7 protein-coding genes are annotated in these 17,191 nt (G+C 74.5%); 5 read left to right on the top strand and 2 right to left on the bottom strand.

Translation table 11 applies throughout. The features are described from left to right. From AC6EXY_RS27815 to AC6EXY_RS27805, 3 genes are all read left to right on the top strand, one after another. A partial coding sequence (locus AC6EXY_RS27815) for a KR domain-containing protein (protein ID WP_499818477.1) occupies positions 1–2,471 on the top strand: 2,471 nt, incomplete at its 5' end. A 123-nt stretch (positions 2,472–2,594) separates the two neighbouring features. Then, entirely contained in the window at positions 2,595–8,567 is a 5,973-nt protein-coding gene (locus AC6EXY_RS27810; RefSeq protein ID WP_499818476.1) for a type I polyketide synthase, read from the top strand. 12 nt (positions 8,568–8,579) lie between these two features. Further along, complete coding sequence (locus AC6EXY_RS27805; protein WP_499818475.1) at positions 8,580–10,142, top strand: FAD-dependent monooxygenase; 1,563 nt, start codon at positions 8,580–8,582, stop codon at positions 10,140–10,142. Between the two features lie 150 nt (positions 10,143–10,292). On the opposite strand, the gene AC6EXY_RS27800 is transcribed toward AC6EXY_RS27805, so the two are convergent. Continuing rightward, complete coding sequence (locus tag AC6EXY_RS27800; protein WP_499818474.1) at positions 10,293–13,235, bottom strand: AAA family ATPase; 2,943 nt, start codon at positions 13,233–13,235, stop codon at positions 10,293–10,295. 622 nt (positions 13,236–13,857) lie between these two features. Here AC6EXY_RS27800 and AC6EXY_RS27795 point away from each other — a divergent pair. Beyond that, positions 13,858–14,928 carry an LLM class flavin-dependent oxidoreductase gene (locus AC6EXY_RS27795; protein ID WP_243407852.1) on the top strand — a complete coding sequence of 357 codons (1,071 nt, stop codon included), beginning with the start codon at positions 13,858–13,860 and terminating at the stop codon, positions 14,926–14,928. Positions 14,929–14,991: 63 nt separating this feature from the next. Here AC6EXY_RS27795 and AC6EXY_RS27790 read toward each other — a convergent pair whose 3' ends face one another. Next, a complete protein-coding gene (locus AC6EXY_RS27790) occupies positions 14,992–16,494 on the bottom strand; it encodes an MFS transporter (protein ID WP_133150794.1) in 1,503 nt (500 codons plus the stop codon). 95 nt (positions 16,495–16,589) lie between these two features. Between AC6EXY_RS27790 and AC6EXY_RS27785 the strand changes: the two genes are divergently transcribed. Continuing rightward, positions 16,590–17,174 (top strand): TetR/AcrR family transcriptional regulator, encoded by a 585-nt coding sequence (locus tag AC6EXY_RS27785; protein WP_165818547.1) that lies wholly within the window; start codon positions 16,590–16,592, stop codon positions 17,172–17,174. The last annotated feature ends 17 nt before the right edge of the window (positions 17,175–17,191 follow it).

Raw genomic sequence — 17,191 nt, 5'->3', positions numbered from 1 at the left:
TCCACCCCACCCTCCACCGCGACCGACCCACCCTCACCCACTTCCACACCACCCTCGCCACCCTCCACACCCACGGACCCACCCCCACCTGGCCCACCAGCACCAGCACAGACACAGACACAGACACCAGCACAGACACCGGCGGCACCGGCACCCCGACCCACACCACCCTGCCCACCTACCCCTTCCAACACCACACCTACTGGCTCACCGAGACGGCTCGGCCGGCCGCGAACCAGAGCGTCGGTGGCACGGACTCCGGTGAACGCGCGTTCTGGGAGGCCGTCGAGCGACAGGACCTGGACACCGTGGCCGAGGCCCTCGGCACCGACCGTTCCGGGGCGCTTGGCGAGGTGCTGCCGGTGCTGTCGGCGTGGCGGCGTGGCCGCCAGGATCGCCAGATCGTCGACTCGTGGCGCGTCCGCACGCGGTGGACACATGTGAGCCGACCGGCCGCGGCTCTGACGGGAACGTGGTTCGTGGTGACACCCACGCAGGCCGTCGAGGAGGGACCGGTCGAGAAGGTCATCGCCGCGCTGCGCGCCGGCGGGGCGCGGCTGGTCCTCATCCCGGGGCCGGCGATCGCGTCCGAGCGTGGCGGCCTCGTCGCCCGGCTGCGCGAAGCCGCCGAGGCTGACGCGGGGGCCGGCCGTGGCGCCGCGGTCGGTGTGCTGTCGCTGCTCGCCCTGGATGAGACACCGCACGCCGAGCACCCGGCCATCACGAACGGGCTGGCGGCGACGCTGCTGCTCGTCCAGGCGCTGGACGAGGCGGACGTCACCGGGCGGCTGTGGATCGTCACGCAGGCCGCGGTCAACGCCGCGCAGGGCGACCGCGTCGACCATCCGCTGCAGGCTCTGGTCGCGGGTCTGGGCCGCGTCCTCGCCGTGGAGCAGCCGACCCGTTGGGGTGGGCTCGTCGATCTGCCCTCCTCACTCGACGAGGAGGTGACGACCCGGCTGGTGGCCGTCCTGGCCAGCGGTGACACCGACGTCGATACCGACGTCGATGACCAGCTGGCGGTCCGGCCGACGGGGACGCTCGCGCGCCGGCTGGTGCGCGCGCCGCTGGTCGACGACGTCGCCGGGGCACCGTGGAGGCCGCGCGGTCCGGTCCTCGTCACGGGCAGCGCCACGGCTGCCGGGGCGCAGGTGGCGGACTGGCTGGAACGCGACGGCGCCGAGCGGCTCCTGGTCGCGGACAACGCGTCGCTGGCCACCGATCCCGCCGGCGCGACCCCGGTGCCGGCCGGCGAACCGCCGACCGCCGTCGTCCACGTCCCCGTCATCGGCGCCGGTGACAACGGCGGCGACGGCGACGGCGACGGCGACGGCGACGGCGACGGCGACGGCGACGGCGACGGCACCAGTGACGACGGTATCGGTGACGACGGCGGCGACGCTCCGACCGCCCTGATCGCGGACCTGGAGATCGCCGCCCTCGCGGCGGCGGTCGGCCCGGCCGTCGTCGGTGCCTCCCGCCTGCACGAGCAGGTGGCCGACCGGCCGGTGGACGCCTTCGTCCTGTTCTCCTCGGCGAGTGGCGTGTGGGGAGACGCGGGACGCGGCGCCGACGCTGTGGTGGGCGCCTACCTGGAGGCACTGGCCGAGTACCGTCGGGGCCGCGATCTGCCCGCGACCCATCTCGCCTGGGGCCACTGGCCCGACCTGGCGCCCGCCGGGAGCGGCGGGAACGGCGGGCGGGACGTCGTCCCGCAGCCGGGACGCGGCGAGGCCCGCATGGGGGACGCGGTCCGTCCGCTCGTGCCGGCGCTCGCGCTCGGCGCGCTGCGGGAGGCGATCGAGCGCGGGGAGTCCGGCCTGCTGCTGGCGGACGTCGACTGGTCCCGGCTGGCGTCCGTGCGGGGGGCGGCCCCGGCCGGCCTGCTGGCGGCGCTGGCAGGGCCGCGACCCGTCGCCGAGGCCGAGGCCGGGCGGGGCGACAGCGCGAACCGTGCCGCCCAGGAGCTGGTCGAACGGCTGGCCACCCTGGACGAGACCGGCCAGGACCAGGTGCTCGTCGAACGGGTCCGCATCGAGGTGGCGGCCGTCCTCGGCGCCGACAGCCCGGACGACGTCGACCCGCGCCGCGCGCTGAAGGATCTCGGGTTCGACTCGCTGGCGGCCGTGTCGCTGCGCAACCGGCTCAGCTCCGCGACCGGGCTGAGCCTTCCCACCACGGTGGCCTTCGACCATCCGACCACCGAGGCGGTCGCGGCGTTCCTGCGCACCCGGCTGGCCCCGCGGGCACCCGCGGAGGGCGTCGAGGCGCAGCTGGACCGGCTCGCCGCCACCGTGGCCACCCAGACCGACGAGGCGCAACGCCGCCGGACGGCGAACCGGCTCCAGGACCTGCTGCGGCAGCTGACCGTGGCGGCATCCGCCGGGGGCGACGACATCGCGGCGGCGATCCACGACGGCTCCGACGACGACCTGTTCGACCTGCTCGACAGGACTTTCGAGCAGTCCTAGACCGACCGTCCCCAGCCCCGACCGTCCCAGGCCCCGACCGCCCCCAGGCCCCGACCGTCCCAGCCCCGACCGTCCCGCCGGAGCACCGGCGGCCGCGATCCCACCGAGCAACGAGGTACCGCCATGTCTGATGACCAGAGGCTTCGTAACTACCTCAGGCGCGCGACAGTCGAACTGCACGAGACCCGCCAGCGGCTCCGCGAGGAGCAGGAACGCCGCCACGAGCCGATCGCGATCGTCGCGATGGCCTCCCGGCACCCCGGGGGTGCCCGCTCGCCGGAGGATCTCTGGCAGCTGGTCATCAACGAGACCGACGCGATCTCGGAGTTCCCCACCGACCGGAACTGGGATCTGGGGTCGCTGTACGACCCGGATCCGGACCAGCCGGGCACGTCGTACGTGCGCACGGGTGGCTTCCTGTACGACGCCGGGGACTTCGACCCCGAGTTCTTCGGGATCAGCCCGCGTGAGGCCGTCGCGATCGACCCGCAGCAGCGGCTGCTGCTGGAGACGACCTGGGAGGCCCTCGAGCGCGCCGGGATCGATCCGGAGGGCCTGCGCGGCAGCCGGACCGGGGTCTTCTTCGGCACCAGCACGCAGGACTACGGGACGAACCTGGCCTCGCTGCCGCTGGACATCGAGACGTACCGGATGACCGGCGTCGCGGCGAGCGTGCTGTCCGGGCGGGTCGCGTACACGTTCGGGCTGGAGGGCCCGGCGGTCACGGTCGACACCGCCTGCTCGTCGTCGCTGGTCGCGCTGCATCTGGCCGTGCAGTCGCTGCGGCAGGAGGAGTCGTCGCTGGCGCTGGTGGGGGGTGTGTCGGTGCTGACGACCCCGGCGGGCTGGGTGTACTTCAGCCGGCAGCGCGGGCTCGCGCCCGACGGGCGGTGCAAGCCGTTCGCCGCCGCCGCGGACGGGACCGCCTGGGGGGAGGGCGTCGGCGTCCTGGTGGTGGAACGGCTCTCCGACGCCAGACGGCTGGGCCATCCGGTCCTGGCCCTGGTCCGCGGCACGGCGGTCAACCAGGACGGGGCCAGCAACGGCCTGTCCGCGCCGAACGGGCCGTCCCAGCAGCGGGTGATCCGGGCGGCGCTGGCGAACGCCGGCGTGCGGCCGAACCAGGTCGACGCCGTGGAGGCCCACGGCACCGGCACCACCCTGGGCGACCCGATCGAGGCGCAGGCCCTGCTCGCGACCTACGGCCAGCAGCGGCCGGCCGGCCGTCCGCTGTGGCTCGGCTCGATCAAGTCGAACGTCGGGCACACCGGGGCCGCGGCCGGCATCACCGGTGTGATCAAGATGGTGCTGGCGATGCAGCACGGCGTGCTGCCGAGGACCCTTCACGTCGACGCGCCGTCGCCGCACGTGGACTGGTCCGCCGGCGCGGTGTCGCTGCTGACCGCTGCGGCGCCGTGGCCGGACACCGGCGAGGCGCGCCGCTGCGGTGTGTCGGCGTTCGGTGTGAGCGGGACGAACTCGCACGTCATCCTGGAGCAGGCCCCGCGGCCCGAGTCCGCCGACGCCGTCCTCGACGCCGAAGCCGACGGCGTCGTCGCGACGGGCGGCACCGGCGTCGAGGGCGCCGGGACCGCCGAGGCGGACGCGGACCCCGGGGTGCGGCCCTATCTGGTGTCCGCGCGGGGCGAGGGCGCGCTGCGGGCACAGGCGGCACAGCTGCGCGGATTCGTCGCGACGCGCACCGACCTGGCACCGGAGGAGATCGCGACCGCGCTGGCGTCGTCGCGGGGCCGTCTGGACCACCGGGCGGTGATCCTCGCCGCCGACCGGGCCGGGCTGCTGTCCCGGCTGGGCGAGCTCGCCCGGGGCGAGCACACGGACGGGGTGGTCACGGGGGTCCGCGGCGACTGGCGCCGAGGGCCGGTGTTCGTCTTCCCCGGCCAGGGCTCGCAGTGGGCGGGGATGGTGGCGGAGCTGCCGGCGTCGTCGCCGGCGTTCCGGCACCAGTGGCGGCAGTGCGCGCAGGCGCTGGCCCCGCACGTCGACTGGTCACTCGACGCGGCGGCCGCCGACGCGGCACTGCTGCGCCGGGTGGATGTCGTGCAGCCGGTCCTGTGGGCCGTCCAGGTGTCCCTGGCCGCGTTGTGGCGCTCGTTCGGGGTGGAACCGGCGGCGGTGATCGGCCACTCGCAGGGCGAGCTCGCGGCGGCCGTCGTGGCGGGTGGACTGTCCGTGGCGGACGGCGCGCGTGCCGTCGCGTTGCGCAGCCGGCTGCTGGCGGACATCGCCGGTCAGGGCGGGATGGTGTCGGTCGCCCGGTCCGAGGTCGAGGTCCGGGCGCTGCTCACCCGTTGGGAGGGGTCGCTGGACGTCGCCGCCGTCAACGGGCCCTCGTCGGTCACCGTCGCGGGAGACGCCGACGCCTGCGACGACCTGGTAGTGCTCTGCGAGAGCCGGCAGATCCGGGCCCGTCGGGTGCAGGTCGACTACGCCTCCCACACCCCCCAGGTCGAGGCGATCCGGGAACGGCTGGTCGAGGCGCTCGCGCCGCTGGCACCGGTCTCGTCGAGCGTGCCCTTCTACTCGACGGTCACCGCCGGCCTGCTGGACACCGCCGGGCTGGACGCCCACTACTGGTACCGCAACCTGCGCGAGCCGGTCGCGCTGGACCGGACGACACGGGCTCTGGCCGCCGCCGGCTTCCGGGTCTTCGTCGAGCCCAGCGCGCATCCGGTGCTGACGACCAGCGTCGAGGAGGCGGTCGAGGAGACCGTGGGCGCCGCCGCGGGTCTGGTGGTCGGGTCGCTGCGCCGCGGCGACGGCGGCCTGGACCGGTTCCTGGCCTCCGTGGCGGAGCTGTTCGTCCGCGGCGTCCCCGTCGACTGGCTGCCCGTGCTCCCCCCCGGCGGCCCCCGGCGGCTCGACCTGCCCACCTACGCCTTCCAGCGGCGCCGGTTCTGGCTGGACGGCCCGGCCGAGAGTGCCACGTCGAGCGCACGGTCCTTCGCCGCCGCCCCGGCACGGGGGCCGGCTGGGGACCCGGCGGAGGCGGAGTTCTGGGCCGCGGTGGAACGCGAGGACGGCGCGACCACGGCCACGATCCTGGGCACCGAGCCGGCGGCGCTGCCCGACCACGTCCTGACGGCGTTGCGTGGCTGGCGCCGGGAGCGACGCCGCCGCGGCCGCATCGACTCCTGGCGCTACCAGCAGCGCTGGCAGGCCCTGAGCGAGGCGGGCCCGGCGGTGCTCGCCGGGACGTGGCTCGTCGCGCATGATGGGAGCGACACGACCGCGCCCCTGGCCGCCGAGGTCGCCGACATCCTGGCGGTGCACGGCGCGCGGGTCACGCAGGTGACGGCGACGGCGGGCGGCGACCGCGCCGCGCTCGCCGAACGGCTCCGCGAGGCCGGTGCCGAGGGTGCCGCCGGGATCGTCTCCCTGCTGGCCGTGAACGAGTCCGACGATCCGGGCGAGCCCGGGATTCCGATCGGATTGACGGCGACCCTGCTGCTGGTCCAGGCCCTCGTCGACGCCGCCAGCGCCGCGACGTTGTGGCTGGTGACCCAGGGTGCCGTCGCGGTGGGGCCGTCGGATCCGCTCACCCACCCACTGCGGTCCCTGGTGTGGGGCCTCGCCCGTGGGATCACGGCGGAGCATCCCGGCCTGTGGGGCGGCCTGGTGGATCTGCCGGCGGTCCTGGACGGGCGGACCGGATCCCGTCTCGCCGGCGTGTTCGCCGCGCGGGCCCGGCTGGACGCGGCCGCGCGGACCGGCGACGCGCTGGGGCGCCCTGGCGACGCGGCGGGGCAGGCGGCCGGCGACGCGGCCGAGGACGAGGTGGCCCTGCGCGGCACCGGCGCGTTCGCGCGCCGGCTGGTTTCGGCTCCGCTGACGGCCACGGCACCCGAATCGCCGTGGCGGCCGGATGGCGCCGTGCTGGTCACCGACGGCACGTCGCCGCTGGGCAGCGGCACCGCGCTGTGGCTCGCCCGCGAGGGCGCCCGCCACCTCGTTCTCACGGTGCCGGACGGCGCCGACCCGGCGGCGGCCGACGGCCTGCGCGACCAGCTCACCGAGCTGGGGGTGACGTCCACCGTGGTGGCCGTGGACCTCGCGGACCCGGAGGCGGTCGCCGCTGTGCTCGCCACGCCGACCGGCCACCGGCTGACCGCCGTCTTCCACACCGCCCAGCTGCTCGACGAGGGCCCTCTGGACGCGTTCGGCCCGCAGCGCCTCGCGCACGTCGTGCGCACGAAGGCGGTGGCCGCCCGCAACCTGGACGAGCTGACGCGTCCGCTGGACCTGTCGGCGTTCGTGTTGTTCTCCTCGGCGGCGGCCACCCTGGGTGGTCTCGGCCTCGGCGCGTTCGGCGCGGCCAACGCCTACCTCGACGCCCTCGCCGAACACCGGCGCGGCGCCGGGCTGCCCGCGACCGCCATCGCGTGGGCGGCCTGGTCCGAGCGGGCGGCGAGCACCCACCCCATCGACGGCGCCGACGGGGCCGACGCAACCAACACGACCGACGCGACCCGCGTGGCCTCCCCGACCGACGCGGGTGACGCGGGTGACGCGAGTGACGAGGAGGGTCGGCTCGCGCGGCTGCGCCGCCGCGGTTTCGCCGCGATCGCGCCGGCGCTGGCCCTGCACGCGCTGGGCGAGGTGCTCGACCACCGGGAGAGCGCGATCCTGATCGCCGAGGTCGACTGGGAGCGACTCGCGGGCGGCCGGGTGGCCTTGGGCGGCCCGCGGTCGCTGCTGCGCGGGATCGCGGAGGTCGAGCGGCTGCGACGGGAGTGGGAGCCGGGCGCCGACACCGCCGCGGCGTCCGTGCGGGTCTCCGCCCGCCAGCTCGCCGGCCTGGCCGCCGCCGAGCAGGATCGGCTCCTGCTGGAGCTGGTCCGTACGGAGATCGCGACCGTCCTCGGCCATGCCGCTCCCCACCAGGTGCAGGCGCAACGCGGGCTGCTCGAGCTCGGCTTCGACTCGCTCACCACGGTGGAGCTGCGCAATCGGCTGGGCGCCGCGACCGGACTGCGCCTGCCCGCCCGGCTGATGGTGGACGTGCCCACGCCGCAGGCGCTGGCCCGACACCTGCGCCAGCAGCTGGTCGGCGGCCAGAGTGATGGCCTGGACACGCGCCTGGCCGACGACGCGGGCCTCACCGCAAACGCGGGCCTGGCCGGCGGCAGGGACCCGGCCGGCGAGGCGGCGGACGAGGACCTCGGCGAGGCGGCGGCCATCCCGCGTCAGGAGGCCGGTCCGGCCAGCTCGGCGGCACGGGTGAGCGCGGCGGCCGGCACCTCGTCCCAGGACATGATCAGCACCCTGTTCCGGCGCGCGCAGGAGCTGGGCCGGGCGACCGAGTTCACCGAGCTGATCATGAAGGCGGCACAGTTCCGGCCCACGTTCGACCGGCCCGAGCCGGCCGAGGCTCCCGGCGTCATCCGCCTGGCCGAGGGCCGGGAGCAGCCCGCGCTGATCTGCGTCCCCACGGTGCTGGCGACCACGGGTCCCTATCAGTTCGCCCGTTTCGCCGCCCACTTCGTGGGTTCCGCCGACGTCTGGACCCTGTCGCTGCCCGGGTACCGCGACGGTCAGCGGTTGCCGTCGTCCCTGGCGGCGGTCGTGGAGGCCAGCGTCGACGCGCTGCTCGCGACCGTGGACGGCTCGGCGTTCGTCCTGGTCGGCTACTCCTCGGGCGCGCTGCTGGCGCACTCGATCGCGCGGCGGCTCGAGGAGATGGCGCGGGGGCCCGCCGCGGTCGTGCTGCTCGACCCCTACCGGACCGGCGGTGGCGCGCTGGAGCGGATCGGGCCGGCGGTGCTGGACGGCATGGCGGCCCAGCTGGGCGAGCTGACCCCGGCCGACGAGTTCCGGATCACGGCCATGGGCGGCTATCTGCGCCTGCTGGCCGACTGGCAGGTCAGCGGGCTGCGGGCGCCGACCCTGCTCGTCCGGGCGACCCAGCCGCTGCCCGCCTGGGCGCCGGACACGGCGTGGCGGGCGCACTGGGACGGCGCCGACGCCGTCACCGACGTCCCGGGCGACCACTTCTCGGTCCTGGACGCGCACGCCGGCGCCGCCGCCCGCGCCGTCCAGCACTGGCTCGGCCAGATTCTCGTCACCAGGAGCTAAGGAGCTTCCAGCATGAGCGACAAGACGCCGGTACTGATCGTGGGCGCCGGTCCGTGCGGGCTGGCGCTCGCCGCGACCCTGACCAGACTCGGGGTCACGGTGCGCGTCCTCGACGCCGCCGACGGCCCGGGCGGCGGATCGCGCGCGATCCTGCTGTGGCCGCCGGCCCTCGACGTCCTCGCCGACATCGGAGTGCTCGAGGAGGCACTCTCGATCGGTTTCCAGCCGCGGGCGATGAACTACCACCTCAGCGGCAGGCGGACCGTCCGGGTCGAGCTGGACCCGCGCAACCGGCCGCTGATCCTGCCCCAGGAGCACACCACCCGCCTCGTGACCGCGGCGCTCACCCGGCTCGGTGTCACCATCGAACGGTCCACCCGGGCCACCGACATCACGGTCACCGACGCCGGCGCCACCGTGCGCGCGCTCGGCCCGAACGGGGTCGAGGTCATCGAGGCGGACTGGCTCGTCGGCGCCGACGGGGTGGGCAGCGCCGTCCGCCAGCAGCTCGGCATCGACTTCCCGGGCGAGCAGGTCGCCGTCACCGTGCTGCTCGCCGAGGGGACGGTCGACGGCGACTTCACCCGCGACGAGCTGCACTACCACTTCGGTCACGCCGGTCCGCTGCTGTGCGCGCCGCTGCCCGGCGAGGCCGTCCGGCTGGCCACCCCGGTGGCACCCGGCACGGACCTCACGGCCGAGACGGTCCAGAGGCTGGTGGACCTGCGCGGGCCGGGCGGTCTGGCCGTGCGGGAGCTGGGCACGCTCACCACGTTCACCAGCCAGGAGCGGATCGCCGCGACGCTGCGCCAGGGCCGGGCCTTCCTGGTCGGCGACGCGGCGCACACCCACTCGCCGATCGGCGGCCAGGGCCTCAACCTCGGGCTGTCCGACGTGCGCAACCTGGCCTGGAAGCTGGCGGGGGTCGTGCGCGGCCAGCTCGACGAGTCGGTGCTGAGGACCTACGACCCGGAGCGACGGCAGGCCGCGCAGGAGACGGTCAGGGTCGCGGCCCTGCTGATCCGGCTCGCCGTGCTGACCGGGGCGAAGGCGCGGCTGCGCAACGTCGGCTGGGGCACCCTGCAGCGGACCGGCGCGCTGCGCCGCCTGTACGCGCCGCTGCTCGCCGGCTGGCGGGCGCGGTACCCGCAGCTGCTCGCCGAGCCCGCCGGGCCGGCCCGCCGGTGGCAGCGCCTGCCCCGGCCCGGGCGGTCGGCCCTTCCGGCAGCCGGTTCCCGCACACCGTCCTGGGTTCCGCCGGCGGGCGCCGACATCGCCCCCGGCTCGCTGCGGCTGCTGACGGTCGGCTCCGTGCCGGACGGGCTGGTCGGCGCCACGCGGGCGCTGGCGGACCGCTGGGCGCCGCTGGTCGCCCACGATCAGGTCGACCGCGGCGGCCGGGGTTTCCTCCTGCTGCGCCCGGACGGTTACGTCGCGGCCTCCGGGTCCCGCCGTGAGGATCTGGACGCGGTCGACCGGCTGCTCACCAGGCTGTCCGCGGGCACGAGCCCCGTTCCCGGGACGTCCGCGCACGCCGAGCCGGCGCCGACGGCGGCGGCCTCGAAGTCCGGCTGAGGCCGAGAACGGAGGCGGCTCCCCGGCCCTGGCGCCGGGGGTGACCGCCCCCCGGTCAGACGGAACGGCCGCCCGATACCTCGCCAGGCCGGAGCGGGCGGCCAATCCGGTTTCCGGTCAGGCCGGGGTGGGCGGACGTCCGGTTTCCGGTCAGGCCGGGGTGGCGGTCCAGTCCCTGGTCAGGCCGGGCAACGGGCGCCTGCCGGCTCCCGGCCTGACCACGGGACGGACCACGCCGCCGGTGCGCTGTTCCGCCGCGGCCGGCGCCGGCGCCCCCACGTCGGCTCCCAGCAGGTTCGTGAGATCCGTACGTCTGCTGACCTGCAGCTTCCGGTAGACACGGGTGAGGTGCTGCTCGACGGTGCTGACGGTGACGTGCAGGCGGCCGGCGATCTCGCGATTGGTGTATCCCAGTCCCGCCAGCGAGGCGACCCGGTGCTCGGCGTCGCTGAGCACCGGGTTCGCGCCGGTGCCGGTGCCGAAGACGGCGGCCCCGCCGAGCAGCGTCGGCACGGCGGCGGCCCGGGACGCCGTCGGCACGGCCTCCGCGGAGCGGTCGTCGGAGTGCAGTCTGCGCACCAACGGCTCCAGCTCCAGCTGCCGGGCCAGGTTGCCGGCGACCCGCGCGACGACCCTGGCCCGGCTGCCGTCGCCGACGGCGCGCAGCACCTCGCTGAGGTCGGTGTAGGCGTAGGCGAGGTCCAGCGAGGTGCCGTGTCCCTCCGCGAGGTCGACCGCCTCCCGCAGCAGCCGCAGGCGCCGCTCGACATCGCTTCCCGCGGCGAGCACGCGCAGCGCCGGGACCCGCAGCCGCGGATGCCCGCTGCCGAGGCGTCGCAGTTCCTCCTCGGCCAGCTCCCGGCTCTGCCGGCCCCGGCCCAGCTCGAGGAAGGCCCAGGCCAGGTCGGTGCGCCAGGTGTCGAAGCCCGGCCGGTCCTGGCACCAGGTCACCACCCGGTCGCGGCAGGTGAGGAAGTCACTGGCCGCCGCCTGGGCCCGGCCCTTCGCGAGGTAGTAGTCCCCGCGCGCGTGCAGGTGGTCCAGGCCGCACACCGTGTCGGCGACGGTCGGGGGCATCGGGATGCACAGGTGGGCCTCCGCCGCGGCGAACCTGCCCGCCGCGCTCGCGCCGCGCACCGCCGTCGCCAGGATCGAGCCGAGCAGCACCCCCCAGTCCGCCGCCGCGAGGGACGTCAGCGCCTGGATGGCGCCCCGCTCGGCGACCGCCAGCTCGCCGTGGGCCAGTCGCCGTTCTCCCTCGACGGCGCTGGTCAGAGCGGCGAAGGTGCCCGACGCCGTGGCTGGCAGCGGATCCTGCCAGGAGCCGAGCGCCCCCATCCGGTCCGCGAAGACCATCGCGGCGAGGGCCACGCCGAGGGTGCCGACCGCCGCTCCCCCCGGATCCCCGGCGGCCAGGGCACGCTCGACCGCGGCGACGGCGTCACCATGGGCGCTCGAGGCCGTCATGGCGGCGAGGGTTTCGGCGCCCCCGCACGGCAGGTGTTCCCCCCAGTTCTCGAGGCCGTACTTCGCGGTGAGTCGACGCAGCAGGCCCATGACCGCCTCGGCCCGACCCGGATACAGGTGGGCCTGTGCCAGCAGCGTGACCGCCGCTCCGCGGGCGACCTCCTGATCGAGCAGGTCGACGCCGCAGACGACGTCCAGGACGGCGCTCGCGCCGGCCCCGTCGCCGTGCCAGAGCAACTGGTTGGCGACGACGAGGGCGTGGCGCCCCGCGAGGTGGCCCGCCCGCACGGCGTCGGCGAGCGCGGGCAGATGGGGGGCCGCGTCGGCGGGCCTGCTCCGCCAGAGCGCGCGGACCAGCAGGACGGTGGCCTCGGCCCGGTGGGTGTCGTCGCGCGCCCGCGCTTGGGCGGCCCGCAGGCAGACCACCGCACCATCGTGATCACCGGCGGCCAGTGCCTGGTCGGCCGCCTCCATCAGGGTCGGATGGACCCAGGGGTCGTCCATCGGACCGGCCGTCACCAGGTACCGGGCCACCTGCGCGGCCGCCGCCCCGTCGCAGTGGGCCAGCCGGGCGGCCTGGGCGTGCAGGGACTCCCGGTCCTCCGCGGACACACTGGCCAGGACCACGGCGGGCGTGCGCGGGTCCCGGAAGCCGTCGGCACCCAGCAGACCGTTGGTCCGCAGCAGGTGGATGACCCGCTGCGCGAGCTCCAGGTCGATCTCGAGCAGGCGGGCGAGCAGCTCCGGGCTGGTCGAGGCGCCCATCACCGCGATGGCCCGCGCGCCCTGGGCCACGAGCGGATCGCTGCGGTACAGCAGCCGCAGGATCGCCTCCCCGAACGCGTCCTCCAGCCCGAGCCGGATCGGGGCGGCCGACGTCGCCGAGCTCTGCCCCTCCAGCAGCGCCCGCAGCAACAGCGGGCTGCCCCCGGTGAGCGCGAAGGCCTCCTGCGCGTCGAGCTCCGGCGGTGCGCTCGCGCACTGGTCGACGATCCGCGCGACGCCATGTGGCGTCAGGGGGCCGATCTGCAGCGCACGGACATGCGGGCCGGCGAGTTCGGCGTAGTAGGCCGGGCAGGCCGGCAGAATATGGGGACTCTCCACCAGCACCACGAGCATGGGCACCGAGGCAAGCCGCCGTCCCAGGTATGACAGGCACTGCAGGGACGCCGCGTCGGAGAGGTGTGCGTCATCGACGATGGCCACGACCGGGCCCCGCTCGGCGCGGGTCAACAGCTGGACGCACAGTCCACGCAGGACCCGGGCCGCACCGACGTCGACCTCGTTGGTTCCCAGTCCGGACCAGGGCGCCCGGGCGCCCTGGTCGAGAAGCGCCTCGAGGGCCGCGAGCTCGGACACCGTCAGATCGGCGCAGTCCAGCAGCTGCGCGACGACCCCGAGCGGCAGCATCAGCTCGGCCCGCGAACCGATCGCGCGCAGCACCGTCATCCCGGCATCGCGGGCAGCCGTCTCCAGGCAGCGGACCAGCGTGGTCTTTCCGCTTGCCACCGGGCCGGTCAGGTGCACTATCCGGCCCGAGCCCTGCAGCGTCGCATCGAGAATCGCTTCCAGCGATCCGAGCTGATCGTGCCTCTCGACCAGATCGGACTCGACGAACCTACCCAAGGCCCAGCACCCCCTCGTCCGCACCTGAACCCACAATCAGCAGGAGTATCACCCGAGACCTCGACACCATGAACATCCGCGCGAATCCTGTAATCCAGATCACAGTGTAACAGAATTGCCTTCGAGGAAAAAGCTCCTTGATTCCCCGCCCGCCCTGCGGTACCGATCGCACCCGACTCCCGCGAATGCCTGCCGACCTGCGACGACGCTGCTACCGGTCCAGGGTCTCGATTGTTGCACGCCCATGACAATTCGTTCCCGACGCAACTATGCGCACGCGATCGGCCGCCGCGGTCCGGGCCACGTCGACGGCCCTGACCTGACGCGTCGGGCCGGGATGGCCGGTAGGCGCGCGACACCCGGCCAGCGCCGCACCGACACCCCGCGGAACACACCCCAACGGCGGCACCGAGGTGCGGTCGTGCCCCAGGCACGCGACCGAGGTGGGGAAAACATGAATGCGACAAGGGGTGGTTAGGGGTGGCGCGGGCGGCCCGGCGCTTCGTAGCATCTCCACCCTGCATGCCCGTGCGACGAAGCACGCCGGAACCCGGTGGGTCGGCGCCGGGAAGCTTCAATACGGACAGGAGCGCACGTGCCCGTCGAGTTTCTTGGCATCGCCATGACTAACGACGCATCGGAAACAAACCCGCGGTCCGGCCCCAGTTTCGACCGGGAATACACCCTGCGACTCGCCCGAGCGCACGAGGAGACCGGCTGGGACCGGGTGCTGACCGCGTACAGCTCGGCCGGCCCCGACCCGGGATTCGCCGCCGCCTACATAGCCGACCACACGGAACGGCTCCAGGTACTGGTGGCGCACCGGCCGAACGTCTCCCATCCGACCTTCGCCGCGCGCGCCTTCGCCACGCTGGACAATCTCAGCGGCGGGCGCCTGGCGGTGCATTTCATCACCGGCGGGAACAGCCATGAGCAGGCCCGGGAGGGCGACCTGCTGGCAAAGGACGACCGCTACGATCGAACCCGCGAGTACATGCGGATCGTGAAGCGCGCGTGGGAGTCCCACGAGCCCTTCGACCACGACGGCACCTATTACCAGTTCGCGGATTTCGCCAGCGAGATCCTGCCGGTGCAGAAGCCACGGCCGTCGGTGTCCTTCGGGGGTTCCTCGCCCGCGGCCTACGCCGCCGGGGCCGCCGAGGCCGACATCTACTGTCTGTGGGGCGAGCCGCTGGCCCGGACGGCCGAGCAGATCGCGTCGGTGAAGGCCGCCGCGCTGGCCGCCGGGCGCGCCGACGTGCCGAGGTTCCAGGTCTCGTTCCGCCCGATCGTCGCCGCGACCGAGGCGCTGGCATGGGAGAAGGCCCACCGGATCGTGGAGACCATCCACGGCCGCCGCCGGTCGAGCCCGGAGCTGATCGGCCGGTACTTCGCCGGGACGGCGCAGAACACCGGCACCCAGCGGCTGCTGGCCATCGCCGGCGAGGGCGAGCGCTTCGACCGGGCGTTGTGGACCGCGACCGCGGCCGCGACCGGCGGCGCCGGCAACTCGAACGCCCTCGTCGGCACGCCCGAGGTGGTGGCCGAGGCGCTGCTCGACTACTACGACCTGGGGATCGACATCCTATCGCTGCGCGGGTACGACCTGCTCGCCGACACGATCGACATCGGGCGCGAGGTCATCCCGCTGGTGCGCCAGGAGGTCGCCCGGCGCGATCGGGCGCGCGCCTGACCACAGCACACACGCGCCGCGTCCGACGGGGGCGAGGTCGGACGCGGCGCGGGAGGTTCGCTGTCAGGCCTGGACGGACGCCTTCACCGGCTCGGGCGCGCTCTGGTCCGCCGCCGCCCGCGAGTCCCGGCCCGAGCCGATCGTCGCCGCGCAGACGACGGCGCCGAGGGCGATCACGATGCCACCGACCACGAACGCCCAGCTCCACCCACTGGTGGTCGCCGACGCGATCGCGGCCGGGTCGCGCGGGGACGGGTTCAGCGCGTCGAACCGCGCGTTCGAGACGGCGATCAGAACGGCCAGCCCCAGGGCGCTGCCGACCTGCTGGGCGGCGTTGACCAGCGCGGAGGCGACCCCGGTGTCCTCCTCCGGGATGCCGGCGATTCCGGCCGCGGTCAGGCTGACGAACGACAGCCCGAGCCCCGCCCCGAAGACGATGAGCGCGGGCAGGACCTCGGAGGCGTAGCTGCCGTGCGGCGAGATCCGGACGAACAGCAGGATCCCGACGATGGACAGCGCCAGTCCCGCGAGAACCACCGGCCGCAGGCCGAAGCGGTCCATGAGGCGCGGGGCGATCTGCGCCATGGTGCCGACCGCGGCGGACATCGACAGGAAGGAGAACCCCGTCCGGATCGGCGAGAAGCCGTGAATCTGCTGCTGGTAGAGGGTGATGAAGAACAGGATCGCCACGATGCCGGCGGACAGCACGAGCATGCCGACGTCCGCGCCGAGGACGCTGCCCGAGCGGAACACCCGCAGCGGCAGCATCGGATTGCGCACCCGCGCCTGCAGCAGGACGAACAGCCCGAGCAGCGCCGCGGCCGCCACCAGCAGGCCGATGATCTCGAAGGTGAGCCAGCCCACCGTGTTGGCCCGTACCAGCGCGTAGACCAGCGCGCTCAGCCCAAGCGTCACGGTCGCCGCCCCGGCGGCGTCCAGGCTCTGGGCCGACTCGTCCCTGCTCTCGGTGACGAAGATCGGCGTCACCAGGATCACGACCACCGCCACCGGAGCATTGATCAGCAGCACCCACCGCCAGGACAGGGTGTCCGTGAGCACACCGCCGAGCACCAGCCCGAGCGCGCCGCCGGCGCCGGCGACCGTCGCCCAGATGCCCAGCGCCCGGTTGCGCTCCTCCCCCTCGGGGAAGGTCACCGTGAGCAGGCTCAGCGCGGCAGGGGACATCAGCGCACCGCCGATGCCCTGCACCGCGCGCGCCGCGATGAGCAGGCCGGGCGACTCCGCGAACCCACCCGCGACGCTCGCCACGCCGAGGATGGCCAGGCCCACCAGGAACACCAGCCGGCGGCCGAAGCGGTCCGCGACCCGTCCGCCGAGCAGCAGCAGGCCTCCGAAGGTCAGCGCGTAGGCGTTCAGCACCCACTGCAGGTCATTGCCGCTGGCGAAGCCGAGCGCCTTCTGAATGCTGGGCAGCGCGACGTTCATGATGGTCACGTCGAGCACGACCATGAGCTGGCCGATCGAGACGATTCCCAGCACGATCCATTTGCGCGCACCGGAGATCGTCGGCGTGCTCGACGCCGGCCGAGTCCCTGCAAGCGTCACGGAGGTCCTCCCGAGGCCCGTTCAACAGTCGTTGACTCAGGTATCGTAGAAGGGTCCGAAAGTCTGGGTCAACACGCATTGAACGAGGGATGCCTGTGACGTCTCACACACCGAGCGTCAGTCGCTCCGAGCGTCGTGCTCTCACCCGCGCGGCGATCCTGGACGCCTCCCGGGAGCTGTTCCGCGAGAACGGCTACCAGGGCACGACCATTCGCGCGATCGCCCGTCAGGTCGGCGTGGACCCGGCGCTGGTCATTCACCACTTCGGTACCAAGGAGGCGCTGTTCCAGGCCGCCTCCGAGATCGAGTTCGACCTGGCCGAGACGCTGCCCGGCCCCAGGGACGAGCTGAGCACCCGCGTCCTGGCCTACCTGCTCGGCAAGCTCGACGAGGAGCCGGACGCGCTGCTCGCGACGCTGCGCTCGATGCTCACCCACGAGCAGGCCGCGGAGGCCGCCCGCTGTGCGTTCCTCGACGACGGCGCCGCCAAGATCAGCAGCGTGCTCGACGGCGACGACGCCGGCCTGCGCTCCGGGCTGATCTGCACGGTCCTGGTCGGCCTGATGGTCACCAGGCACCTGCTGAAGCTCGACGACGTCGTGCAGGCGCCCCCCGAACGCCTGATCGAGCTGCTCGATCCCTGCCTGCGCCAGCTGGTCGACGCGGAGGCCGGCGGCTAGCCCCGCCAGCCCCACCC

It is taken from the genome of Frankia sp. RB5 (genome assembly GCF_059816245.1).
Note: the sequence above shows the minus strand (reverse complement) of the source record. Positions and strands in the feature narration are given on the sequence as shown.

What these genes read in the sequence shown, in the direction of transcription:
- AC6EXY_RS27810 (WP_499818476.1), top strand. Translation starts at nt 2,595, where the DNA reads ATGTCTGATGACCAGAGGCTTCGTAACTACCTCAGGCGCGCGACAGTC.
- AC6EXY_RS27805 (WP_499818475.1), top strand. Translation starts at nt 8,580, where the DNA reads ATGAGCGACAAGACGCCGGTACTGATCGTGGGCGCCGGTCCGTGCGGG.
- AC6EXY_RS27795 (WP_243407852.1), top strand. Translation starts at nt 13,858, where the DNA reads ATGACTAACGACGCATCGGAAACAAACCCGCGGTCCGGCCCCAGTTTC.